The sequence below is a fragment of the Achromobacter ruhlandii genome, from assembly GCF_902859695.1.
GTDB classification, from domain to species: Bacteria; Pseudomonadota; Gammaproteobacteria; order Burkholderiales; family Burkholderiaceae_B; genus Achromobacter; species Achromobacter ruhlandii.
Map to the genome: position 1 here is coordinate 41,436 of NZ_CADIJL010000005.1, position 22,995 is coordinate 64,430.

At 69.4% G+C, this 22,995-nt stretch carries 20 protein-coding genes; 8 read left to right on the forward strand and 12 right to left on the reverse strand.

Going from position 1 to position 22,995, the window contains the following annotated elements; translation table 11 throughout:
* Position 1 precedes the first annotated feature (1 nt).
* From HV742_RS08500 to HV742_RS08540, 9 genes are all read right to left on the reverse strand, one after another.
* Entirely contained in the window at positions 2-901 is a 900-nt protein-coding gene (locus HV742_RS08500; RefSeq protein ID WP_175144818.1) for a c-type cytochrome, read from the reverse strand.
* On the reverse strand, positions 894-2,246 hold the full coding sequence (locus HV742_RS08505) for a c-type cytochrome (RefSeq protein ID WP_175144819.1): 1,353 nt from the start codon (positions 2,244-2,246) through the stop codon (positions 894-896). Before HV742_RS08505 ends, HV742_RS08500 begins: the two co-directional genes overlap by 8 nt.
* A 255-nt stretch (positions 2,247-2,501) precedes the next feature.
* Complete coding sequence (locus tag HV742_RS08510; RefSeq protein WP_175144820.1) at positions 2,502-3,200, reverse strand: glutathione S-transferase N-terminal domain-containing protein; 699 nt, start codon at positions 3,198-3,200, stop codon at positions 2,502-2,504.
* 233 nt (positions 3,201-3,433) lie between these two features.
* Positions 3,434-5,107: an HAL/PAL/TAL family ammonia-lyase gene (locus HV742_RS08515; protein WP_175144906.1), complete on the reverse strand. Its 1,674-nt coding sequence runs from the start codon at positions 5,105-5,107 to the stop codon at positions 3,434-3,436.
* 71 nt (positions 5,108-5,178) lie between these two features.
* A complete protein-coding gene (locus HV742_RS08520) occupies positions 5,179-6,327 on the reverse strand; it encodes an MBL fold metallo-hydrolase (RefSeq protein ID WP_254601010.1) in 1,149 nt (382 codons plus the stop codon).
* On the reverse strand, positions 6,320-7,660 hold the full coding sequence (locus HV742_RS08525) for an MFS transporter (RefSeq protein ID WP_437340587.1): 1,341 nt from the start codon (positions 7,658-7,660) through the stop codon (positions 6,320-6,322). Before HV742_RS08525 ends, HV742_RS08520 begins: the two co-directional genes overlap by 8 nt.
* Before the next feature lie 50 nt (positions 7,661-7,710).
* Complete coding sequence (gene ertB / locus HV742_RS08530) at positions 7,711-9,366, reverse strand: thiourocanate hydratase (protein ID WP_054442637.1); 1,656 nt, start codon at positions 9,364-9,366, stop codon at positions 7,711-7,713.
* 10 nt (positions 9,367-9,376) lie between these two features.
* Positions 9,377-10,480 carry a thiohydantoin desulfurase gene (gene ertC / locus HV742_RS08535; protein ID WP_175144821.1) on the reverse strand — a complete coding sequence of 368 codons (1,104 nt, stop codon included), beginning with the start codon at positions 10,478-10,480 and terminating at the stop codon, positions 9,377-9,379.
* Positions 10,481-10,696: 216 nt separating this feature from the next.
* Positions 10,697-11,593, reverse strand: coding sequence for a LysR family transcriptional regulator (locus tag HV742_RS08540; protein WP_175144822.1), 897 nt, complete (start codon positions 11,591-11,593; stop codon positions 10,697-10,699).
* Positions 11,594-11,694: 101 nt separating this feature from the next.
* Here HV742_RS08540 and ertD point away from each other — a divergent pair, with 101 nt between their 5' ends.
* Positions 11,695-13,050, forward strand: a complete 1,356-nt coding sequence (ertD, locus tag HV742_RS08545; protein WP_175144823.1) for a hydantoin-5-propionate amidohydrolase — start codon at positions 11,695-11,697, stop codon at positions 13,048-13,050.
* A gap of 5 nt (positions 13,051-13,055) precedes the next feature.
* Positions 13,056-14,318 (forward strand): N-carbamyl-l-glutamate amidohydrolase ErtE, encoded by a 1,263-nt coding sequence (gene ertE, locus HV742_RS08550; RefSeq protein WP_175144824.1) that lies wholly within the window; start codon positions 13,056-13,058, stop codon positions 14,316-14,318.
* On the opposite strand, the gene HV742_RS08555 is transcribed toward ertE, so the two are convergent.
* Entirely contained in the window at positions 14,315-14,755 is a 441-nt protein-coding gene (locus HV742_RS08555; RefSeq protein ID WP_175144825.1) for a hypothetical protein, read from the reverse strand. The two genes, ertE and HV742_RS08555, sit on opposite strands and share 4 nt — an antisense overlap.
* Before the next feature lie 118 nt (positions 14,756-14,873).
* Between HV742_RS08555 and HV742_RS08560 the strand changes: the two genes are divergently transcribed.
* The 4 genes from HV742_RS08560 to HV742_RS08575 all read left to right on the forward strand — a co-directional run bounded on the left by HV742_RS08560 (position 14,874) and on the right by HV742_RS08575 (position 19,033).
* A complete protein-coding gene (locus tag HV742_RS08560) occupies positions 14,874-15,740 on the forward strand; it encodes an alpha/beta hydrolase (protein ID WP_175144826.1) in 867 nt (288 codons plus the stop codon).
* Positions 15,730-17,541 (forward strand): M48 family metallopeptidase, encoded by a 1,812-nt coding sequence (locus tag HV742_RS08565; protein WP_175144827.1) that lies wholly within the window; start codon positions 15,730-15,732, stop codon positions 17,539-17,541. The genes HV742_RS08560 and HV742_RS08565 overlap by 11 nt, the downstream gene beginning before the upstream one ends.
* Before the next feature lie 165 nt (positions 17,542-17,706).
* Positions 17,707-18,759 (forward strand): alginate lyase family protein, encoded by a 1,053-nt coding sequence (locus HV742_RS08570; RefSeq protein WP_175144828.1) that lies wholly within the window; start codon positions 17,707-17,709, stop codon positions 18,757-18,759.
* Between the two features lie 106 nt (positions 18,760-18,865).
* Positions 18,866-19,033 (forward strand): hypothetical protein, encoded by a 168-nt coding sequence (locus tag HV742_RS08575; RefSeq protein WP_175144829.1) that lies wholly within the window; start codon positions 18,866-18,868, stop codon positions 19,031-19,033.
* Here the strand turns inward: HV742_RS08575 and HV742_RS08580 are convergent.
* Together HV742_RS08580 and ykgO are read right to left on the reverse strand one after the other, a co-directional pair.
* Positions 19,012-19,272 carry a hypothetical protein gene (locus HV742_RS08580; protein WP_211485780.1) on the reverse strand — a complete coding sequence of 87 codons (261 nt, stop codon included), beginning with the start codon at positions 19,270-19,272 and terminating at the stop codon, positions 19,012-19,014. The two genes, HV742_RS08575 and HV742_RS08580, sit on opposite strands and share 22 nt — an antisense overlap.
* Positions 19,273-19,302: 30 nt before the next feature.
* Positions 19,303-19,443, reverse strand: a complete 141-nt coding sequence (ykgO, locus tag HV742_RS08585; protein ID WP_006385796.1) for a type B 50S ribosomal protein L36 — start codon at positions 19,441-19,443, stop codon at positions 19,303-19,305.
* 207 nt (positions 19,444-19,650) lie between these two features.
* Between ykgO and HV742_RS08590 the strand changes: the two genes are divergently transcribed.
* Both HV742_RS08590 and acnD read left to right on the forward strand, forming a co-directional pair.
* A complete protein-coding gene (locus tag HV742_RS08590; RefSeq protein ID WP_175144830.1) occupies positions 19,651-20,361 on the forward strand; it encodes a GntR family transcriptional regulator in 711 nt (236 codons plus the stop codon).
* Positions 20,358-22,976 carry a Fe/S-dependent 2-methylisocitrate dehydratase AcnD gene (acnD, locus tag HV742_RS08595; protein ID WP_175144831.1) on the forward strand — a complete coding sequence of 873 codons (2,619 nt, stop codon included), beginning with the start codon at positions 20,358-20,360 and terminating at the stop codon, positions 22,974-22,976. Before HV742_RS08590 ends, acnD begins: the two co-directional genes overlap by 4 nt.
* Positions 22,977-22,995: the final 19 nt, after the last annotated feature.

The window sequence follows — 22,995 nt, forward strand, 5'->3', positions numbered from 1 at the left end:
CTCAATAGCGCGCGTCCTTGGGCTTCTTGCCGTCCGGCCAGTCCTTGTCCTTGGGCGGGAAGTCCGGCCGCGGCATGTGGGTGAAGTACTCGGCCACGTCGACCGCGTCCTGGTCCGACAGCACCTTGCCCTCGCCCCAGTTGCCATGAGTGTTCACGCCCATCGGCATGCTGTTGCGGATGAAGGCCGCCGCCTTGTAGGTGCGGGCCAGTCCGGCGCCGATGTTGAACGATTCCTCGCCCCACAACGGCGGGAACACGATATTGCCGGCGCCGTCGCGCTTGCCTTCGCCATTGGCGCCGTGGCAGGCGGCGCACTGCGCCGCGTACAGGGTCTTGCCGCGCGCCGCGTCGGGCACCAGCTTGGTGTCGATGGGCCAGGCATTCTTGATCTGCACCTGGGCACCGTGCGGCACGTCCTGCGCCAGCCACTTCATGTAGGCCAGCATCGCCAGCATTTCCGGCGACTCCTTGTCCAGCGGCTTGCCGTTCATCGAGCGTTGGAAACAGCCGTTGATGCGGTCCGCCAGCGTCACTTCGCGGCCCGCGCGCGGATTGAACTGCGGGAACGAATTGACCGAATTGATGTAGGGCGCGCCCAGCGGCTTCTTGCCCTGCTGAACATGGCAGCTGCTGCAATTGAGGCTGGCGCCGGTGTTATCCGGCAGCAGCCGGCGGGTCTCGTTGAGCAGGCGCTGGCCATACCGGATCTGCTCGGCGTTGGGCGCCTTGTCGATCAGGGTGTCGGACGGAATGGTGTAGTCGGCCAGCCGCTTGCCGTCTTTGTCGAGCACGGCGAAGGTTCTGGTTTCGCCGGCCGGCGCCGGCGGCGCCGCCAGCGCGGCCAGGCCGCCCCCGGCCAGCAGCGCCGCCGCGGCGGCGATCTTGTACAGCTTATTCATGCTTGCCTCCCGACACGATGTTCGGCTTCTTGCTGGCCAGGAAACCACGGATGTGCGCGACCTCGTCGCTGGCGATCGGCGGCGCCTGGTTGGTCCAGGCCGTGCGGATGAAATTGATGACGTCGGTGATGTCCTGGTCGCTCAGGTGGTTGAAGCGCGGCATCGCGAAGGCCATGGCATCATGGTCGTTGGCGGGCATCTTGCCGCCTTCCAGCGTGATCTGGATGATGGACTGCGGGTTCTGCGCGAAGATCGCGGAGTTGCCCGCCAGCGCCGGGAAGATGCGCGGCATGCCCTGGCCATCGGCGCGGTGGCAGATGACGCAATGCTCCATGTAGATCACCGCGCCGCGCGAGTCGTAGCGGCCGGCCAGCAGCGACGCGGTGGTGTTGTCCGCCTTGGCCGGGAACGCCGGCGCCTTGCCGGGCACCGGCGGCAGCTGCTTCAGGTAAGCGGCGATGCTGGCCAGGTCGTCATCGGTGAAATAGCGCGTGCTGTGCTCGACCACGTCGGCCATGGCGCCGAACACCGCGACCCTGTCGGTGCGGCCGGTCTTCAGGAACAGGGCGATGTCGTCCGCGCTCCAGGACGCCAGGCCGCGGGCTTCGCCGCGCAGGCTCTTGGCGCGCCAGCCGTCGATCACGGCGCCGGACAGGAAGGCGTCGCCGTCCGCCATGGACAGCGCCTTTTCCTGGTAGGCCAGGCCGCGCGGCGTGTGGCAGGCGCCGCAATGGCCCGGACCTTCCACCAGGTACGCGCCGCGCCGGACCTGCTCGTCCGCGCCTGCCGGCGCGGCGAAGTCGCGCTTGCCGGCGAACACCAGCTGCCACCAGGCCATGGGCCAGCGCATGTTCAAGGGCCACGGAATGGTGGAGTCGGCGCTGGGCTTGTCCACGGGCTCGACCTGCGACATGAAATACGCGTAGAGCGCCTGGATGTCCGCGTCGGGCATGATGGCGTACGACGGATACGGCATGGCCGGGTAGAGCGTGGCGCCATCCTTGCGGATGCCGTATTGCACCGCGTTCTTGAAGTCGGCGTAGCTGTAGGCGCCGATGCCGGTGCGCTTGTCGGGCGTGATGTTGGAGGAGTAGATGGTGCCCACCGGCGTCTGCATCGCCAGGCCGCCCGAGAACGGCTTGTCGCCCGGCGCGCTATGACAGGCGATACAGTCGGCGGTGCGCGCGATGTAGGCGCCGGCTTCGGCCAGCCGGCGGTCCTGCGGATCGACGACCGCCGTGCTGTCCGACTTGCGGACGGCGGTCAACAGGTGGGCGCCGCCGATACCGCCGCCCAGGCCCGCCAGCGCCAATAGCGCCACCGCCTTGATCCCGAAGTGCTTCATTCCATCCCTCCGTTGCTGCCGGCCAGCGCGCACGTCGGGGTGTTCGTACTGCGTGGTCCAGCTTATGGAGGCAGCTTACGCTTTTTGGTAATAAGCATATGACCGAAAAGAATGAAAGTATCGGCGTTGTTTGATGCGGCGCAAACCGGCCCGATCCCTCAGACTAATTAACAGGGGAACGATCTCCTGAATACGCGGATCGGGCCGCTCCGGCGGGCCGCGATGAGCCGCCGGACCGGCACCAATTGAGGGCCGTCAGGCCGGGATCGCCAGGCCCTTCACCACGGCCGGACGCGCCACGAAGGTTTCCAGCACGCGGGCCACGTTCCTGAACTGCGGAAAGTCGACCAGATCGCCCGCGCCGTAGAAGCCGATAAGGTTGCGCACCCACGGCAGGATGGCGATATCGGCAATGGTGTATTGCTCGCCCATGACCCAGTCGCGCCCTTCCAGGCGCTTGTCCAGCACGCCCAACAGGCGCTCGGATTCGGCCACGTAGCGGTCGCGGGGACGCTTGTCCTCGTAGTCCTTGCCGGCGAACTTGTGGAAGAAGCCCAACTGGCCGAACATCGGGCCGATGCCGCCCATCTGGAACATCACCCATTGCAGGGTCTCGTAGCGGCCGGCGGTGTCGGCCGGGATGAACTGGCCGGTCTTGCTGGCCAGGTACACCAGGATGGCGCCGGACTCGAACAGCGCCAGCGGCTTGCCGTCCGGGCCGTTGGGGTCGAGGATGGCCGGGATCTTGTTGTTCGGGCTGAGCGACAGGAATTCCGGCGAGAACTGGTCCTGCGAGTCGAAACTGACCCGATGCGGCTCATAGGGCAGGCCCAGCTCTTCCAGCAGGATCGACACCTTGACGCCGTTGGGCGTGGGCAGCGAATACAACTGGATGCGGTCGGGATGCTGGGCCGGCCATTTCCGGGTGATGGCGAACGCGTCGAGGGAGGACATGCGGGGGAGCTCCTGGAGATCCGGTGGCGGTAAGGGATGACGATTGTGACAGGCGCGGCGCCTGGCTGGCGCCCCGCGCGCGTCGGGCAAATGTAGCGCAAATCGCCCGCCGGAAAGCGCCCCCCGGCCACCGCGCGGGCGATGGCGGCGCAACGCACTGTTCCACGGGAAAAACCGCGCGCACGCCCGGGCGCATTTCCGCCGGGCGCGAGCCGATTTCCGCTGGCCGCGGCTCAGCGCGCCGTGTCGGCGCGCGCCCAGGCCGATTGGCCGCCTCGCGCCTGGCGCAGAAAGGCCGTGGCGGTGATGACATCGGTATCGTTGCGCCGGTCTTCGGCCATGTAAGGCACCTGCTTGCGGAAATCCCGCCACAGGCTGGCGGTGCCCTGCCCCAGCGCCGCCGCCGGGCCTTGCGGATAGCGCAGGTCGACCGCCTGGGCGCCGTGCATCAGTTCCACCGCCAGCAGCCGGGTCAGGGCCGCGATCTGGCCGGTCACGCGCAGCCCGGTCAGCGGCGCGTTGGTGCCGACGTCCTCGATATTGCCGGCCTGCGGCTGCACGTCGGTCACGACCGGCCCGGCCAGGGCGCGCACGTCCGCCGCCAGCGACGACACGGTCTTCTGGATCGGGCCGTAGCCGATGGCGCCATTGCCCGGACTGAGAAAGCGCGGCAATCGCGTGAAGGCCGGGTCCGTCAGCCGCAAGGTGCGTTGCGCCGACAGTTGCGCCACCTGCGACAGCGCCACGCCGGCGCCTTGCAGCGGCAGGACCCAGGCGCTGGGATCGAACCCGGCGCTGGGCATGACCGCGCCGCGCACCGGCCCCTCGGTCACGTAATACTGGGTTTCATAGTCGGGCGCGCCGGCCGCCGGCGCGGCGTCCAGCACCACCGTCGGGTTGTCGTCGGAACTGTTGATCTGCACCTGCAGCTGCCGGTCCAGTAGCGCCAGCAGGTCGCGCGCCGCGCCGTGCACCTGGCTCACCGTGCGAAAACTCAGCGGGTCCTGCAAGGGTCGCTGCGGATCGCGCTTCCACAACGCGCTGCCGCGCAGCAGGTCCAGCATGCGCTCGGCGGTCTGGCGCTGGCCGGCGTAAGGCCGTTGCGATTGCGCGGGCGCCAGCAAGGGCGCCAGGTTGCCGTCCAGGCCTTCGAGCGACAGCGCCGCCACCGCGTCGGCCTGCGCCAGCAGCGCGCGCGCATCGTGCGCGGCCAGCACCGCCAGCGCGGCGCCGTAGGCGTTCGAGCTGACCATCGACAGCGCGTCCTTGCCGAACGGACGCACCGCCGTCAGGCCGGCCTCGCGCAGGGCCTGCCCGGCGCTCATGCGATGGCCGCCACGCCAGGCCTCGCCCTCGCCCATCATCACCAGGCCGATCTGCGGCAGGATGGTGATATCGGCCTGGCCGACCGAGCCTTCGCCCAGCATCACCGGCGTCACGTCGCGGTTGAGAAACGCGGCGTATTGCTCCAGCACCGCCGGTTGCATGCCGGCGCCACCGAACAGCGCCGTGTTCAGGCGGATCAGCATGGCGGCGCGGGTCACGTCGCGCGGCGCCTCGGCGCCGTAGGCCGCGCTGTGCGAATGCAGCAGGTTGCGGTTGAACTGTTCGGACAGGCGCCGCACCTCGGGCGAGATCTCGCCGCCCTGGAAGATGGTCTGGTCCTTGTTCAGGCCAACGCCCCGGTTCAGGCCATAGACCGGCTTGTCCAGGCGCGCGTAGGCCAGCAGCAGGTCGTAGGCGCGCGCCGCGCGCTGGGCAGCGGCCGGCGCGATGGCAACGGCGCAATCCTGCCGCGCCACCGCCAGCACCTGCGCCGCGGTCAGCGATTTGCCGTCCAGCGTCACGCTGCAATCGGCTGCCGCCTGCGCGGCCGCGCCCAGCAGCAGCGACGCCAGCAGCGCCATCCGGCCGCACGCGCGCGCCGCGCGTCGGTGGGTATCAACACGCAAAGACTTCATCTCGCCTCCGACGATGCTTAGGGTTGCTTCAGGGGAATACGCATCAAATCCTGGCCCAGCACCACCGGCCCCTTGAAGGTCTCGCGGGCATGCAGCCAATGCTCGGCCGGCGCGTCGCCGGGCACCAGGTGCGACAGCACCAGCTTGCGCACACCGGCCCGCGTGGCTGCCTCGCCCGCCTGCTGCGGCGTGGTGTGCGCCTCCAGCAGCTGCCGCGCCAGCGCCTGCTGGCGCGCGTCCCATGGCTTGGGGCCGACGATGTGGTCGACCCAGGCGGGATCGATCGCCTCGTGCACCAGGATGTCGGCGCCGCGCGCCAGCTTGACCAGGTTGGGACTGAACGCGGTGTCGCCGGAGAACACCACCGATCCCGACGCGGTGTCGAAGCGGTAGGCGAAGTTGGGATACACCAGCCCGTGCGGCACCAGGATGGCGCTGACCGTCACGCGTTCGTCGCGCCAGACCTCGAAGGGCTCCATCGGCGGCGCGGGATCGGCGTTCGGGTCTTTCACCACCCCGGCCGGCACGACGATGTCGTGGGCCAGGAAGAAACCGCGCACATCGGGCACGCCCTCGCTGCGCACGCGGATGTTCAGGTCGGCGGCCATGCCCGCCACCACCGAGTCCACAAGGTCCGCCGTGCCGGCTCCGGGGTTCTCGGCATGGATCACCGGATCGCCCGCCAGGCCCGGCGCCAGCGGCGGCAAAGCGCCGCGGCGGCCCGGCCCGTAGATCTGCAACGACGCCTTGGCGCGGCGGCGCGCGCTGGGGTCGTACATCAGCAGGCTGGCCAGGTCGATGATGTGATCGGTGTGCAGGTGCGTGAGAAACACGGCCTGCTCAGCGCCGGGCTTGATGCCGGCGCGGCGCAATTGCCGGTAGGCGCCCGAGCCCAGGTCCACCAGGTAGGCCTTGCCGTCCACCACCAGCGCCGATGAGATGCCGTGGGGCGCGTCGTTGCCGTACCAGGTCGGGCCGCCGGCCACGCCCAACAGCACCAGTTCGGCGCCATCCGCCGCCTGCGCGGCGGGCGCGGCCAGCATCGCCGCCACGCCCAGCGCAGCGGCGGCGCGGCCGAACCAGCGGCGCAGGCCGCCGGCGGCCAACCGGCGCGCCGGCAAGCTTGCTGGCGCCACATTCGCGAACCGCATGTGGGCCTCAGACATGATTCTTCTGCGGCAGCACGGTCAACGCCACCAACGCCACCACGCAGACGCCCATCACATACAGCGCCGGCGCGAAGGCCACGCCGGTGGTGTACGTGATCCAGGTCAGGATGGCCGGCGCGAAGCCGCCCAGCACCGTCACCGCGGTGTTGTAGGCCAGGGACATGCCGGACGAGCGCACCGCCGTCGGGAACACCTCCGACAGCGCCGACGGCGCGGTGCCGACGTACAACGCCACCAGCAGGCAGAACGACGACTGCACCACGATCAGCGCGAACTGAGTGTGGTTGGCCTGCAACCACATCATCAGCGGATACACCGCGATCAGCAGCAACAGCGCCGAGGCCCGCAACACGGTGCGACGGCCATAGCGGTCGGACAGGGTGCCCGAGAAGAAGCAGCCGCCGATCAGGAACAGGTTGCCGATCAGCGCGCCCAGGAAGGCCTGCGAGCTGGTGAAACCCATGCTCTTTTGCACGTAGATCGGCATGAAGATGATCAGCGCGTACGGGCCGATAGCCCACAGCACCGACATGCACAGGCCGGTGAACAGCTCGCGCGGATAGTCGCGCAGCACGCTCAAGAGCGGCGCCTTGACGGGCTTGCCGCTGGCGGCCTGGCGCTGCTGCTCTTCGCGGAAATGCGGCGTCTCGTCCAGCGTGCGGCGCATCCACAGCCCCACCGGCGCGATCGACAGGCCGACGATGAACGGAATGCGCCAACCCCATTCGCCCACCTGGTCTTCCGTCAGCAACGTGGTCACCAGCGTGGCGACCAGCGCGCCCAGCAGGTTGGAGATGCCCATGCTGGCCTGCAGCCACGAGGCATACTGGCCGCGCTTGCCGGCCGGCGCGTGCTCGACCAGGAAGGCGGTGGCGCCGCCCACTTCGCCGCCGGCCGAGAAGCCCTGCAGCATGCGGCCGCACACGATCAGCAGCGGCGCGCCCACGCCGATGGCGGCGTACGGCGGCGCGATGGCGATCAGCAGCGTGCCCAGCGCCATCAGCATGATGGTCAGCGTCAGCGCGGCCTTGCGGCCGGCGCGGTCGCCGTACGCCCCCAGCATCAGCGCGCCCAGAGGCCGCACCACGAAGCCCAGCCCGAAGGCCAGGAACGAGGCCATCAGCTGCACCGTCGGATCTTCGTTGTGGAAGAAGTTCTGCCCGATGTACACCGCGAACAGCGCGTAGACCGAAAAGTCGTACCACTCCAGGGCGTTGCCGATGGAAGCGGCGATGACCGCCTTCTTGGCGCCCTTGTGCTCGTCGGCGCCCGCGTGGGCGGCATTGCCCCCCACCATCCCCGCGCCCGGGTTGATTGCGATGTTTTTCATTGACGTTCCCGTTGATTCGCCCCGTATCCGGGGCTGTTATGTATTGCCTTTCAAACCTGCGTCGCCGTCGTGTCGATACGGTCGATACCCTTCCTGCCCACTTCGTCCAGCGCCTCTTCGTAGCCGGCGTCGGCATAGCGCAGCACGCCGCTGGCGGTGTCGTTGGTCAGCGACAGCGACAGGCGCTGCGCCGCCGCGTCGGTGCCATCGGCCACCACCGTCACGCCGGCGCTGGTCATATAGCCGCTGTAGCCGCCGCCGCCCGAGTGGATCGCCACCAGGTCGGCGCTGGACGAACAGTTGATCATCGCGTTCAGCAGCGGCCAGTCGGCGATGGCGTCGGAGCCGTCGCGCATGTTCTCGGTCATGATGTTCGGATGCGCCATGGCGCCTGCGTCCAGGTGGTCGCGGGTGAAGGCCACCGGCGCGGCCAGGATGCCGGCGCGCACCATGCGGTTCACCTCCAGCGCCAGCTCGGTGCGCTCGCCATGGCCAAGCCAGGCGATGCGCGCGGGCAGGCCCTCGAACGGCACCGATTCGCGCGCCAGCCGGATCCAGTTGGACACGATCAGGTTGTCGGGGAAGCGCCGCAGCAGGAAATCGTCGATCTTGCGGATGTCATCGGGGTCGTTGGACAGCGCGATCCAGCGGAACGGGCCGATGGCGCGCGCGAACAGCGGGCGCAGGAAGGCCTCGGTGAACACCGGGATCTCGAAGGCGCGCTCGACGCCGCCCTGCTTCGCATGGGTGCGGATCAGGTTGCCGTTGTCGAACACCACCGCGCCGCGGTCCTTGAAACCCAGCATCGCGGTGACGTGGCGCACGATCGAGCGGCGGCTGGCGTCCATCAGGCCGGCCATGTCGTCGCGGCGCATGCGCGCGACCTGTTCCAGCGTGTGGCCGGCCGGCACGTAGCCGTAGACCAGGTCATGCGCCGAGGTCTGGTCGGTGACGATGTCGGGTACGATGCCGCGCGCCAGGATCTCGGGATACACGTCGGCGGCGTTGCCGAGCAGGCCCACCGACAGCGGACGGCGCGCCGCCTGCGCGTCGCGGATCAGCGCCAGCGCCTCGTCCAGCGAGTCGGCGCGGCACTCCAGGAAGCCGGCCTTGATGCGTTTCTCGATGCGTTCCGGATCGATCTCGACCGTCAGGATGGCGGCGTTGGCCATGCGGCCCGCCAGCGGCTGGGCGCCGCCCATGCCGCCCATGCCCGCCGTCAGGATGAAGCGGCCGCGCAGGTCGTTGTCGAAATGGCGCTCGGCGATGCGCGAGAAGATCTCGTAAGTGCCCTGGATCACGCCCTGCGAGCCGATGTACTGCCAGTCGCCGGCGGTCAGGCCGCCCCAGCAGATCAGGTTGTCGTCCTGCATGCGGTAGAAATTCTCGGCATGCGCCCACTGCCCCACCATGTTGCAGTTGGCCATGATCACGATCGGCGCCTGCGGATGGGTGCGCAGCACGCCGATGGGCTTGCCGGACTGCACGATCAGGGTCTGGTCCTCTTCCAGCGTCATCAGCGCGCGCACGATGGCGTCGTGCGACGGCCAGTCGCGCGCGGCACGGCCCAGCGCCGCGTAGACCACCAGGTTGGCGGGATCCTCGCCCACCGCCAGCACGTTCTCCAGGAGGCGCAGCAGCGCTTCCTGGCGCCAGCCCTTGCAACGCAGCGTGGCGCCGCCCGGCACCTTGAATTCACGTTTCATCGCTGCCCCCTCAACGATCCAACCCGCGACCCAGCGCGTAGCCGGTGAAATCCATGCCCAGCGCCTTTTCGACGATCGGGTAGACCGAGGCGTCGGTGACGCTGGAGGACAGCGGGATGTGCTGCTTGGACACGTGCAGGATGGACACCTGCAGGCCCTCGCGCAGCTTGCCGGCGCTGACCGGATTACCGTCGGCGTCCAGCGTGGTGATCACGTCCGGATAGCAGGCGATGCGCTCGCCCTGCCCGTCGGTCACCGCCATGTGTTCGTTCATGACGTGGATGACGCGCTTGCCCGCGCCCTCGCCGATCTCGACCGTGCCGATGTCGAAGGCTTCCTCGGTGTACTTGAGCGTGTTGCGCGCCACCTTGCCGGAGCCAATGATCTCGCCCTGCGTGGCCTTGCAGATGGCGTCGATCACGGCGCTGCCGCCCTTGGGCTGCGCCGCCAGGATGGCTTCGCCCAGCGCCAGCGCGCGGCTGATGCCGCCCAGCGCGGCGTGGCGCCGCACGTAGGACGCGCGGATCGGATTGCGGCAGCTGGCGATGAAGCCGCCGGCCATGTCGGCTGCGCGGCGCAGCACCGGCGAGACCTTGCCGGTGGCGCCGTGCACTGTCAATTCCATATAGGCGTTGTTGGCGCGGTTGCCGCCCACGGCGCACTGGATCATCGGCTCGGGGCTGCCGGCCAGGCCCAGCGAGCCCATGTCGCCGGTGGGATGGGCGCGGATGTCGCCCACCGCGTCCACCACCTTGGTGCCCAGCACCGCCGACGGCAGCCAGCCGTTGAGCGTGCTGGACATGCCGTTCTGGCCGATGATGAGGCCATACAGGCGCTCGCCCAGCGCGTCCTGCAAGCGCTCGGCCGCCTTGACGTAGTCGATGCCCAGCATCTGCCAGTCGGTCAGCCCGCCCGGCGCGCCGATGGCGGCGGCGGTGGCGATCCAGGCGTCATCGGGCACTTCGTCCATCGACACCAACTCGGGCCGGCCGATGGTCACGGCCAGCGATCCCAGTTCGCGGCCATGCTCGGCCCAGCCGCCCCCGCCACAGGCAAACACCGAACCGCCCCTGACCGCGGCTTCGACATCCTGCATCGTCAAGATTCTTCCCATTGCTGCGCCCTTCCTTTCCCGATTGCGTTTAGCGGCTCCAGCGGCGTTTTGCGCTGGACGGACGAGGGCATCATAGGAACCAATCCTGTTAATGTCGTATTACCTTTTATGCCTTGTTCATAACATTGGGTTAATAGCGGGGTGCGCCCCCAGAGAGGGGCAATCCGGGGGCAGAACGGACCTAGGGATATCCCCAGGCGCCAACAGGGGAAAAGATCAGGCGCCGGCGGGCTGGTCCACCCTCACCAGCACGTCGATGAAGGCCTGCGCCAGCCGCGACAGCGGCTGCAATTGCAGGTGGAACACGTTGACCGGCGCGTTGACCGTGTCGGCGATCGGCACCGTCACCACATCCGACCAGATCGGCCCGGCCACGGTGATCTCGTCCGCCAGCGCCACGCCGGCGCCGGCCTGCACCAGGGCACAGGCCACGTGCGCCTGCTGCACCTCGATGCGCGGCTCGGGCTGCGCGTCCTCGGCGCCGAACAGCTTGTGCACCAGCATGCCGAAGGGAATGTCTGCGCTGTAGCCGATCAGCGGCTCGCGCGCCAGCTCGGCGGCGGTGACCTGGCGGCGTCCGGCCAGCGGATGGCCGGCGGGCAGCACCGCCACGATGCGGTTCTCATATAGCGGCCGGGTCGCCAGGCTGGGATGGTTCACCGGCATGTAGGCCACGCCCAGCTCGACCTGCTGGGTCAGCAGCGACTGTTCCATCGCCGCCGGAATCTGCGTCTGCAGCACGATGCGGATTTCCGGATGCAGCTGGCGAAAACGGGCGATGGCGCGCGGCAGCAGCGACTGGCCCAGGCTCGGGCTACAGGCCAGGCGCAATTGGCCCTCGCGGTTCTCGGCCAGGTTGTCGGCCACCTCGTTGACGCGCTGCACATTCTGGTAGAGCGCGGTCACTTCGACGAACAGCCGACGCGCCTCCGGCGTGGGGTAGAGCCGCCCCTTGATGCGCTCGAACAGCATCAGGCCCAGGCGCTGCTCGGTGTAGGCGATCAGCCGGCTGACGGCCGGCTGCGACACGAACAGCAGCTTGGAAGCGCCGCTGATCGAGCCGCTCAACATGATGGCGCGGAAGACCTCGATCTGGCGCAGATTCAATTTCATATGCTTAACCTGATGTTAATTCCCATGCACATATAAGCATAAGACGTTTTGAATCGCGCTTACTACACTGCCCTACAGTTCTTCATTGGATGGAAGGGGTCATGAGCGATTTCGATTGGGTGGTGCGCGGCAATATCGTCGATCCGCACGGCATCGTGGAAAACGGCTGGCTGGCCGTGCGGGACGGCAGGATCGCCGCGCGCGGCATCGGCGCGCCCCCCGCGGCGCGTGACAGCGTCGACGCCAGCGGGCAGTGGATCATCCCCGGCGTAGTCGACGGCCAGGTGCATTCCGGCAGCCAGGCCAACCAGGAAGGCCTGGGCTGGGCCTCGCGCGCCGCCGCCGCCGGCGGCGTCACGGTCATGGTCGACATGCCCTACGACGATCCCGAGCCGGTCGCCTCGCGCCCGCACCTGGACGCCAAGATCGCCGAGGTCGAGCGCGACTGCCACGTGGACGTGGGGCTGTTCGGCACCCTGAACAAGGAACACGGCCTGGCGGCCGCCGCCGGCCTGATCGAAGGCGGCGTCTGTGCCTTCAAGTTCTCCACCTTCGAAGCCACCCCGGGCCGCTTCCCGCGCATCGAGGAAGACGACCTGTACGAGGCCTTCCGCCTGATCGCGCCGTCCGGCCTGGTGTGCGGCGTGCACAACCAGATGCAGGAGATGACGCGCAAGAACATCGCCCGCCTGATCGAGGCCGACGACACCGGCTGGGACGCCTTCATGCGCGCCCACACGCCGCTGATCGAGAACCTGGCCACCGCGCTGATCTACGAGATCGGCGCCGAGACCGGCGCCCGCGCCCACGCGGTGCACGTGTCGACCTCGCGCGGCTTCGAGATCTGCAACATGTACCGCCGCAACGGCCACCGCGCCAGCATCGAGACCTGCGTGCAGTACCTGATGCTGAACCACGAGGAGCACACGCGCCGCTTCGGCGCCAAGACCAAGCACTACCCGCCGATCCGTCCCAAGGCCGAGGTCGACCTGCTGTGGACCCACATCGCCAACGACGAATGCACCTTCGTGTCGTCGGATCACGTCAGCTGGGGCCTGGAGCGCAAGCAGAACCCCAACGTCTTCAAGAACTCGTCCGGCGGCCCGGGCCTGGAAACGCTGCTGCCGGCCTTCTGGACCGGTTGCGAGGAACACGGCATCTCGCCGTCGATGGTGGTGCGCCAGCTGTGCGACAACCCCGCGCGCCACTTCCTGCTGGACGACCGCAAGGGCACGCTGGAGGTCGGCAAGGACGCCGACATCGTCATCCTGACGCCGGAACGCCATGCCTACGATCCGTCCACCAGCCTGTCGGCGGTGCAATGGAGTTCGTTCGAGGGCCGCGAGTTCACCGTGCGCGTGGCCGGCACCTGGTGCCGCGGCCAGCAGGTCTATGATGGCCGCCGCATCGTCAACAACCCGGGCGACGGCCGCTTCCTGCGTCCGCGCAAGGTGTGAACGACATGGCCGTGTCCTTGCCCCCATTGAACGCCGAACGCCTCTGGTCGCGCGTCGAAACCCTGTCGCGCTACACCCTGCCCGACCAACCCTGGACCCGGCGCGCCTTTTCGCCGCTGTTCCTGCAAGCGCGCGAGTGGCTGCGCGGTGAATTCGAGGCCGCTGGCCTGGCCACCCGCCTGGACGCCGGCGGCAACCTCATCGGCACGCGCGCCGGCCGCAACGCGCACCGCAAGCCCATTGCCACCGGCTCGCACTGCGACACCGTGATGAGCGGCGGCCGCTTTGACGGCATCATCGGGGTCCTGGCCGGCATCGAGGTCGCCCACACGATGCGGAAACACGGCATCGAACTGGAGCACCCGTTCGAGGTCATCGACTTCCTGTCGGAAGAACCCAGCGACTACGGCATCTCCTGCGTCGGCAGCCGCGCCCTGAGCGGCCAGTTGAGCGCCGACATGCTGGCCGCGCGCAACGCCGACGGCGAGACGCTGGCGCAGGGCATCGCCCGCATCGGCGGCGATCCGACCGCGCTGACCCAGCCCCTGCGCGGCCCGGACGGCACCGCCGCCTTCGTCGAACTGCACATCGAGCAAGGCCCCGTGCTGGAAAGCCGCCAGTTGCCCATCGGCGTGGTCACCAACATCGTCGGCATCCGCCGCGTGCTGATCACGGTGGAAGGCCAGCCCGATCACGCCGGCACCACGCCCATGGACATCCGCCGCGACGCCCTGGTCGGCGCGGCCCGCATCATCGACGCCGCCAGCCGCCAGGCCAGCGCCGCCAGCGGCAAGCCGCACTACGTGGTCGCCACCGTCGGCAAGCTCGCCATGACGCCCAACGCCGCCAACGCCGTGCCCGGCCGCGTCGAGCTGACGCTGGAAATGCGCAGCGACAGCAACGCGGTGCTGGACGCCTTCCCCGAAACCCTGATGGCCGGCGTGGCCGCCGACCTGAAGGCGCTGCGCCTGACCGCCGGCTTCGTCCAGTTGAGCCGGGCCCAACCCACCGACTGCACGCCGCTGGTGATGGACGCGGTGCAGGCCGCCGCCGACCAGCTCGGCTACGCCAGCATGCGCCTGCCCAGCGGCGCCGGCCACGACGCCGTCTACATGGCGCCCACCGGCCCCATCGGCATGATCTTCATCCCCTGCCTGAACGGGCGCAGCCACTGCCCCGAGGAGTGGATCGAGCCGGCGCAGTTGCTGCACGGCACCCGCGTGCTGTATCAGACCGTGCTGGAACTGGATCGCAGGTTGCGCGGCTAGCGCGGCGATCCAGCCGCCCCGCGCAGCACGCCGCGCACGGCCGCGGCGGCCAGCGCCAGCGGCAGCGCGATATCCCACTGGCCCAGGAACAACTCGAAGGTCGCCTCCCAGCGCGCCCAGGTGGCGCCGAATACCTGTGGGTCCGGCGGCCCGAGATAGATGGCGAGCAATGCGGCCACCGCGACGAGCACGGCGCGTCCAAGCGCCGGGAGACGGCTGCGCGCCAATCGCTCCGCCAGCGCCAGGGCCGCCGTCGCGGCCAGCCCAGCGAATGCCGCGTGCAGGAAGAAATCGACGCGCTCGTACATATAGGGCGCCTCGGGAATTTCCAACCCATAGCTGCCCGTGCGCAATTTGGCGGTCAGGCAGGCGCCGAACAAAGACGCGGTGGCGAAGAACAACAGGAAATCGCACAGGCGCGACAGGAATCTGGACATGCGTGATGGTCGGGAGACAGCGGGCAGCCCACAGCATGCCACAGAGCCGCCCCGCGTCGCCCACGCATGCGCCGGCCGGGCTACATTACCCGGCATCCCGACCACCCGCGCCACCGCCATGTCCGCCCTCCGCCTGTTCTGCCTGCTTGCGCTGCTCTGCCTGCCGCCCGGTTTGGCGTCGGCCGTCACGCTCACGGACCAGCGTTACGGTCCGGACGCCGCGCAAATGGCCGACGTCTATCTGCCCGCCGCGCCCGCCGCGCCCGGCGCGCCGCTTGCCCCGATCCTGGTGCTGGTGCATGGCGGCTCCTGGCTGCAGGGCGACAAGTCAGAACCCGATTTCATCCGGGACAAGCTGGCGCGCTGGCTGCCGCTGGGCTTCGTGGTCGTCTCCGTCAATACCCGCCTGCTGCCCGACGCGGGACCGCGGGAACAGGCCGGCGACCTGGGCCTGGCCCTCGCCTGGATCCAGCGCCAGGCCGCCGCCTGGCGGGCCGATCCGGCGCGCATCCTGCTCATGGGCCACTCCTCGGGCGGCCATCTGCTGGCACTGCTGGCAGCCGACGCCCCGCTGCGCGAACGCACCGGCGCCCGGCCCTGGCTGGCCAACATCATCCTGGACGGCACGCCCTTCGACCTGCCGCGCGTCATGGCCGCCGAGCACGCGCCGTTCTATGACAAGGCATTCGGCAGCGATCCGGCCTATTGGCGCGCCGCCTCGCCCGCCGCGCAACTGAGCGGCCCCAATCCGCCGACGCTGCTGGTCTGCTCGTCCTTGCGGCCGCAGTCGTGCCAGCGTTCGCGCGACTATGCGCAGCGGTTGATCGAGCACGGCGGCCAGGCGCAGGTGCTGCCGGTGGCGCGCAATCACGGGCAAATCAATACCGATGTCGGCGGCGACAACGAACAGACCCGGGCGATCATCGCATTCATCGATGCGCAATTGCGGCGCCAGCCCGCCCGCGCGGACACCCATGGACAATAGACGGGCAAACCCGCAACGCTGGCGCATCGGCGCCTGGCTGGCCTTGGGCGACGGCGTGCTGCTGGCCGGCGGCGCGGCGCTGTGCGCGCTGCCGCTGCTGGCCTGGGCGCTGCTGCCGGGCGCGGCCGCCCTGGCGGGCGTGGCGCTCACGCTGCCCGCGCTCGTGTCCGGCGTCATCATGCTCAGGACGCCGTTCAGCGCCGCCCCCGACACCCGCGAGGAAGGCCTGCCGCTGCGGCCTGACGACGCGCCCGGCCTGTTCGAAGCGCTCGACGGCATTCGCGACGCGATGGCCGCGCCGCCGCTGGATGCGATCTATCTCGACGGCGAATTCAACGCCGCCATCCGCCAGCACCGCAGGCTGGGCGGCAAGACCCGCAACGTCCTGTGGCTGGGGCTGCCGCTGCTCGACATGCTGTCGCCATCGGCCTGCCGCGCCATCCTGGCGCATGAATACGCCCACATCGCGCAACGTCATGGCCGCTACGCCAGCCGCGTGTATTTCGCGCGCCTGCAATGGCAGGAAGTCGCCCGCCGGCTGGACCGGCGCCGGCGCCTGTCCAGCGCGCCGCTGCGGCTGTTCGTGGCCTGGTACGTGCCGCGCTTCCTGGCGGTCAGCCTGGACTTCGCCCGGCAGTGCGAAGTCCAGGCCGATGCCGAAGCCGCGCGCGTCTGCGGCCAGCCCGCCATGGCCGAGGCGCTGTCGGCCATGGCGCTGCAATGGCGGGCGTTGCGCGACGCCTGGCCGGCGCTGCTCGCCGCCAGCGATCCGCCGCGGCCCTACGCGGCGTTGGCGGCGCGGGACGCGCTGGCCGCGCCTGCCGACGAAGCCGAAGCCCGCGTCTGGCTGCACGCCGCCCTCTGCGCCACGACCGGCGACGGCGATACACACCCGTCACTGGCGGATCGCCTGGCCGCGCTGGCGGCCGATCCGGCCCGGCCGTTGCCGTGGCGCCGCGCCGCCCCCACCGCCGCGCAGGCCTGGTTGTCCGGCCAGCGCGCGTCCCTGGCGGCCCGGCTCGACGCGTGCTGCGCGGCGCAATCGGCTGACGAGGCCGCGCAGGTCCGCCAGGAGCGGGAAGCGCTCACCGCCCAGTACCACGACCTGCTGCGCAAACGCCGCATCCGCGCCTTGTCGGCCGACGAGACCGCGCGCTGCGCCTGGTTGCGGGGCACCCTGGACGACGACGTCGCGGGCGCCGCCCTGCTGGCCGAAGACGGGCTGCGGCTGGCGCCCGGCCATCCCGCCCTGCTGGCCCAATTGGCGCGCTGCCGCCAGCGCGAGGGGCATCCACGGGAAGCCGCGGACCTCTGGCTTCGCGTCGCGGACCACGCCGGCCCGGAACAACTGCCCAGCCTGCGCCAGCTCAGCCTGGCGGCCCTGCGCGCGGGCGACCACGCACTGGCCGAGGACTACCGCCGCCGGGCCGACGCCCTGCAGCAATCCCCCCCGCGCGCGGACGCGGCGGACGGCTACCATCCGCACGACCTGTCGCCCGCCGAGCTCGGCAAGCTGGCCGACACGCTCGACCCGTTGCTGCGCATCGCCACCGGCGCCTGGCTGCTGCGCCCGGCCGCCGGCGGCCGCTATCGGCTGCTGGTGCTGGCGCGCGATGCCGCCCTGCTGCGCCTCATCGGCCGCCTCACCGGCGAACCCAGCTACCTGCGGCGCGACTGCGAACAACTGCTGGGCCGGCTGCTGCCGCGCCTGCGCCTGGACGTGGAGGCCGACATCATGGCCGCCGGCGATCCCCGGCTGGCGTGGTGCGTCGAGCAGGCGCGCGTGCGCCGTCCCGCCTGACGTCCACCTGAAGCCCGACTGACACGCGGGGCGCTTTGCAACTTTCCGCCCGGCGCGCGGTCGATTCACCACACCACACCACGCCCTCCGGCAGGCCGGCGGTCGCCACCTCCCCCCGGCAGGCGCGTGAACGGCAATCGGCCCGACCAGGCAAAGGCACCCGCGATGCGTTCTCTTTCCTCCCCCTTCCGTGGCGGCGCCCTGCCCGCCGCCGCGCGCTGGCGCTACGCCGCCTGCCTGCCGCTGATGCTGCTGTGCGCCCAGGCGCTGGCCGCGCCGCGGCAGTGCGACACGCCGCCGCCCGGCCCGCGCGATCTGGAAGGCACCGGCTACTACACCGACGCCGCCCACTCGAAGATCGACCCCGCGCTGCAGGCCCGCAACCAGGCCCAGACCCAGCCCCTGAACGACTACGCCCGGCGCATCGCCGACCTGTCGGACGCCTACCTGGCCGACGGCGATACCGCCGCCGGCCGCTGCGCGCTGACCTGGCTGGCGGCGTGGGCCGGCGACGGCGCCATGCTCGGCCGCATGATCCACGGCAACAACGACCAGGCCGACTACCTGCGCCAATGGACCCACGGCGCCGCCGCGCTGGCCTATCTGAAGACGCTGCCGCTGGCCACGCCGGCGCAACGCGGCATCATCGGGCCCTGGCTCGAACAGCTGTCGCGCGCCAACCTCGCTTACTGGGACGACCCCCGGCACAAACGTAACAACCACTACTACTGGACCGGCGTCGGCATCCTGGCCACCGCCATCGCCAACAACGACGCCGGCCTGCGCCACAGCGCGCAGGCGATCTACCGTAAAGGCGTCGATGACATCCAGGCCGACGGCAGCCTGCCCATGGAAATGGCGCGCGGCGCCCGCGCGCTGCACTATCACGACTACGCCGCCGCGCCGCTGGTGATGATGGCGCAGCTCGCCAATGAAAGCGGCCAGGACTGGTATGCGTACCGCGAAGGCGCGCTGGGCCGGCTGGCGCGGCGCGTGGCCGACGGCTACCGCGACAGCGCCTGGTTCGCCCAACAGGCCGGCGTGGCGCAGCAGGACCGCCAACCGCATGGCTTCAGCGGCTGGATCGAGTTCTACCGCCTGCACGCGCCCGACACGCCGGCCTTCGCCGCCCTGCATGCCGCCGGCCCCTTCGACGATCCCCGCCTGGGCGGCAACCTGACCCTGATGGCCGCCCAGGGCATCGTGCCGCGGCACTGATATCGACCCGCCCGGTGGAGGATGCCGCCGGGCCGCGTCAGGCGTAAACTCAATTCATACCCATATGCTGCATGCGGCCGCCGAGGGGCAGCCGCCGGAGATCACCATGCGTACCACCGCCACTCGCGCACTCGCCTTGCTGGCCGCCTTGCTGATACTGGGCGGCTGTTCCTCCCTGGGCCCCGGCGGCCCGCCGCACCCGGGCGCGGCCAACCCCTACAGCAGCGGCGGCTTCCGCGACGCCGGCCCGAACTATCCCGACACCGGTCCCTGAGCGCCCTGGCCGGCGGCCACGCCCAACGCGGCCGCCGGATCGTTCGCCAGCCTGAACCAGCGTTGCACGCGCTGCCAATGCGCGTCGCCGTAAAGCCGGCGAAAGCGCAGATTCTCTTCGGTCTGCGGGTCCGCCATCGCCGCCAGGCGCTGCGCGATGAAGGTCGGGGTCAGCGCAATGCCGCAGTCGACCGTGATGCAGCGATGCCATTGCGCGTAGGTGTCAGGGATCACGCTCATTGCTCCGGGTCATCGGATGAAGGCGCGCGCCTATTTGTGCTTGGCCCCGCCCTGGCGTGCCTTGAAGCGCGGATTGGATTTGCAGATCACATAGATGCGTCCGCGGCGCTTGACCACCTGGCAGTCGCGGTGGCGGGTCTTGGCGTCTTTGAGGGAGGAAAGGACTTTCATGCGGACTCCGGCAATGGGCAAAGGGAAAACCGACCGCGCGCAGCGCGGGTCAACGCAAATGATATGTAATAACATTGCTTTTGTCACGCAAAGCCGGGCAGTGACGCTTGCGCCAGGATCAGACGGAAGGTAAATTGTTGACAATCAATCGCTAACGCGCGATTTGAACCGGTTTTTCACCGGAAAAATCATCAGATTGTTGACACAATGAGCAAAGTGCTGACGCTTCCCGGCGCCACCTCCGGCGATAGCGAGACCCTGGCGGAACACATCTTCCGCAAGATCCAGTCCGCCATCGTCAAGGGCGAGATCGCCCCCGGCAGCAAGATCTCCGAACCGGAACTGGCGCGCATCCACGGCGTCAGCCGCGGCCCGCTGCGCGAGGCCCTGCACCGGCTCGAAGGCCAACGGCTGCTGGTGCGCGTGCCGCACGCCGGCGCCCGCGTGGTCTCGCTCAGCCCGCAGGAACTGGCCGAACTCTACGAAATCCGCGAATCGCTCGAAGGCATGGCCTGCCGCCTGGCGGCCGAGCGCATGGCGCCGGCCGAAGTCGAGCAGGTGCGCCAGGTGCTGCACGCCCACGAAAAGGACGAGGCCTTCCAGGCCGGCACCGGCTATTACCAGCAGGAGGGCGACTACGATTTCCACTACCGCATCGTCAAAGGCAGCGGCAACCAGATGCTGTTCCGCATGCTGTGCGACGAGCTCTACCAGCTGGCGCGGATGTACCGTATCCAGTACTCGACCACTCCCAACCGCCCGCGGCAGTCGTATGCCGAGCATCACCGCATTCTCGACGCCATCGCCGACCGCGATGGCGAGCTGGCTGAACTCCTGATGCGCCGCCACATCCGCGCATCCCGTCTCAACATTGAAAAACAGATCGCTCAGGGCAACCTGAAGCGCACCGAGGCATGAACAAATCCTATCGCAAGCCCCTGCAAGGCACCCGCCTGGACTATTTCGACGCGCGCGCCGCCGTGGACGCCATCGCCCCCGGCGCCTACGACCGCCTGCCCTACACCTCGCGCGTGCACGCCGAGAACCTGGTGCGCCGCTGCGATCCGGCGCTGCTGACCGACGCCCTCAAGCAGCTGATCGAACGCCGCCGCGACCTCGACTTCCCGTGGTATCCAGCGCGGGTGGTCTGTCATGACATCCTCGGCCAGACCGCGCTGGTCGACCTGGCCGGCCTGCGCGACGCCATCGCCGACAAGGGCGGCGACCCCGCCAAGGTCAACCCGGTGGTGCCGGTGCAGCTGATCGTCGACCACTCGCTGGCCGTGGAATACGGCGGCAACGACCCCGACGCCTTCGCCATGAACCGCGCGGTGGAAGACCGCCGCAACGAAGACCGCTTCCACTTCATCGACTGGACCAAGCAGGCCTTCCGCAACATCGAAGTGGTGCCCCCGGGCAACGGCATCATGCACCAGATCAACCTGGAACGGATGTCGCCGGTGATCTACACGCAGGATGGCGTGGCCTTCCCCGACACGCTGGTCGGCACCGACAGCCACACCCCGCACGTGGACGCGCTGGGCGTCATCGCCATCGGCGTGGGTGGCCTGGAAGCCGAGAACGTGATGCTGGGCCGCGCCTCGTGGATGCGCCTGCCCGACATCATCGGCGTCGAACTGACCGGCCGCGCCGGCCCCGGCATCACCGCCACCGACGTGGTGCTGACGCTGACCGAATTCCTGCGCAAGGAAAAAGTCGTGGGCGCCTACCTGGAGTTCCACGGCGAAGGCGCCGCCAGCCTGACGCTGGGCGACCGCGCCACCATCTCGAACATGGCGCCCGAGTACGGCGCCACCGCCGCGATGTTCGCCATCGACCAGCAGACCATCGACTACCTGCGCCTGACCGGCCGCGAGGACGAGCAGATCGCGCTGGTGGAAACCTACGCCAAGACCGCCGGCCTGTGGGCCGACAGCCTCAAGACCGCCGAATACGAGCGCGTGCTGCGCTTTGACCTGTCGACCGTGGTGCGCACCCTGGCCGGCCCGTCCAACCCGCACCGCCGCCTGCCGGTTTCCGACCTGGCCGAGCGCGGCATCGCCGGCACGGTCGAGAACCAGCCGGGCCTGATGCCCGACGGCGCCGTCATCATCGCCGCCATCACCAGCTGCACCAACACCAGCAATCCGCGCAACGTCATCGCCGCCGGCCTGCTGGCGCGCAACGCCAACCGCGCCGGCCTGACGCGCAAGCCGTGGGTCAAGAGCTCGCTGGCGCCCGGCTCCAAGGCCGTGGCCCTGTACCTGGACGAAGCCGGCCTGACCGAAGACCTGGAGAAACTCGGCTTCGGCGTCGTGGCGTTTGCCTGTACCACCTGCAACGGCATGTCGGGCGCGCTCGATCCCGTGATCCAGCAGGAGATCATCGACCGCGATCTGTACGCCACCGCCGTGCTGTCCGGCAACCGCAATTTCGACGGCCGCATCCACCCCTACGCCAAGCAGGCCTTCCTGGCCTCGCCGCCGCTGGTGGTGGCCTACGCCATCGCCGGCACTATCCGCTTCGACATCGAGCGCGACGTGCTTGGCACCGACGCCAGCGGCCGCGAGATCCGCCTGAAGGATATCTGGCCGAGCGACGAAGAGATCGACGCCATGGTCAAGGCCGCCGTCAAGCCGGAACAGTTCCGCAAGGTCTACGCGCCCATGTTCGGCCTGCGCAACGAGCGCGACGCCGCGGTCGAGCCGCTGTACGCGTGGCGCCCGCAGAGCACCTACATCCGCCGTCCGCCGTACTGGGAAGGCGCGCTGGCCGGCGAGCGCACGCTGCGCGGCATGCGACCGCTGGCCGTGCTGGGCGACAACATCACCACCGACCACCTGTCGCCGTCCAACGCCATCCTGATGGACAGCGCCGCCGGCGAATACCTGCACAAGATGGGCCTGCCGGAAGAGGACTTCAACTCCTACGCCACCCACCGCGGCGACCACCTGACCGCGCAGCGCGCCACCTTCGCCAATCCCAAGCTGTTCAACGAGATGGTGAAGGACGCCGACGGCAACGTGAAGCAGGGCTCCCTGGCCCGCGTCGAACCGGAAGGCAAGGAAATGCGCATGTGGGAAGCCATCGAGACCTACATGGACCGCAAGCAGCCGCTGATCATCGTGGCCGGCGCCGACTACGGCCAGGGCTCGTCGCGCGACTGGGCCGCCAAGGGCGTGCGCCTGGCCGGCGTCGAGGCCATTGCCGCCGAAGGTTTCGAGCGCATCCACCGCACCAACCTGATCGGCATGGGCGTGCTGCCGCTGGAATTCAAGCCCGGCGTGAACCGCAAGACGCTGGGCCTGGACGGCACCGAGACCTACGACGTGGTGGGCGAGCGCAAGCCGCGCGCCGACCTGACGCTGGTGATCCACCGCCGCGACGGCGAGACCCTGGAAGTGCCGATGACCTGTCGCCTCGACACCGCCGAGGAAGTGTCCATCTATGAAGCCGGCGGCGTGCTGCAACGCTTCGCGCAGGACTTCCTGGAAGCCGAATCGGCCGCCGGTTCGGCCAAGAAGGCCAGCTGACACCCTACAGCATGGCGGG

What these genes read in the sequence shown, in the direction of transcription:
- HV742_RS08540 (WP_175144822.1), bottom strand. Translation starts at nt 11,593, where the DNA reads ATGAAATTGAATCTGCGCCAGATCGAGGTCTTCCGCGCCATCATGTTG.
- acnD (WP_175144831.1), top strand. Translation starts at nt 20,358, where the DNA reads ATGAACAAATCCTATCGCAAGCCCCTGCAAGGCACCCGCCTGGACTAT.
- ykgO (WP_006385796.1), bottom strand. Translation starts at nt 19,443, where the DNA reads ATGAAAGTCCTTTCCTCCCTCAAAGACGCCAAGACCCGCCACCGCGAC.
- HV742_RS08575 (WP_175144829.1), top strand. Translation starts at nt 18,866, where the DNA reads ATGCGTACCACCGCCACTCGCGCACTCGCCTTGCTGGCCGCCTTGCTG.
- HV742_RS08580 (WP_211485780.1), bottom strand. Translation starts at nt 19,272, where the DNA reads ATGAGCGTGATCCCTGACACCTACGCGCAATGGCATCGCTGCATCACG.
- HV742_RS08525 (WP_437340587.1), bottom strand. Translation starts at nt 7,660, where the DNA reads ATGAAAAACATCGCAATCAACCCGGGCGCGGGGATGGTGGGGGGCAAT.
- HV742_RS08565 (WP_175144827.1), top strand. Translation starts at nt 15,730, where the DNA reads ATGGACAATAGACGGGCAAACCCGCAACGCTGGCGCATCGGCGCCTGG.
- HV742_RS08590 (WP_175144830.1), top strand. Translation starts at nt 19,651, where the DNA reads ATGAGCAAAGTGCTGACGCTTCCCGGCGCCACCTCCGGCGATAGCGAG.
- HV742_RS08520 (WP_254601010.1), bottom strand. Translation starts at nt 6,327, where the DNA reads ATGTCTGAGGCCCACATGCGGTTCGCGAATGTGGCGCCAGCAAGCTTG.
- HV742_RS08515 (WP_175144906.1), bottom strand. Translation starts at nt 5,107, where the DNA reads ATGGCGCTGCTGGCGTCGCTGCTGCTGGGCGCGGCCGCGCAGGCGGCA.
- ertC (WP_175144821.1), bottom strand. Translation starts at nt 10,480, where the DNA reads ATGGGAAGAATCTTGACGATGCAGGATGTCGAAGCCGCGGTCAGGGGC.
- HV742_RS08555 (WP_175144825.1), bottom strand. Translation starts at nt 14,755, where the DNA reads ATGTCCAGATTCCTGTCGCGCCTGTGCGATTTCCTGTTGTTCTTCGCC.
- HV742_RS08560 (WP_175144826.1), top strand. Translation starts at nt 14,874, where the DNA reads ATGTCCGCCCTCCGCCTGTTCTGCCTGCTTGCGCTGCTCTGCCTGCCG.
- ertD (WP_175144823.1), top strand. Translation starts at nt 11,695, where the DNA reads ATGAGCGATTTCGATTGGGTGGTGCGCGGCAATATCGTCGATCCGCAC.
- HV742_RS08500 (WP_175144818.1), bottom strand. Translation starts at nt 901, where the DNA reads ATGAATAAGCTGTACAAGATCGCCGCCGCGGCGGCGCTGCTGGCCGGG.
- ertB (WP_054442637.1), bottom strand. Translation starts at nt 9,366, where the DNA reads ATGAAACGTGAATTCAAGGTGCCGGGCGGCGCCACGCTGCGTTGCAAG.
- ertE (WP_175144824.1), top strand. Translation starts at nt 13,056, where the DNA reads ATGGCCGTGTCCTTGCCCCCATTGAACGCCGAACGCCTCTGGTCGCGC.
- HV742_RS08510 (WP_175144820.1), bottom strand. Translation starts at nt 3,200, where the DNA reads ATGTCCTCCCTCGACGCGTTCGCCATCACCCGGAAATGGCCGGCCCAG.
- HV742_RS08570 (WP_175144828.1), top strand. Translation starts at nt 17,707, where the DNA reads ATGCGTTCTCTTTCCTCCCCCTTCCGTGGCGGCGCCCTGCCCGCCGCC.
- HV742_RS08505 (WP_175144819.1), bottom strand. Translation starts at nt 2,246, where the DNA reads ATGAAGCACTTCGGGATCAAGGCGGTGGCGCTATTGGCGCTGGCGGGC.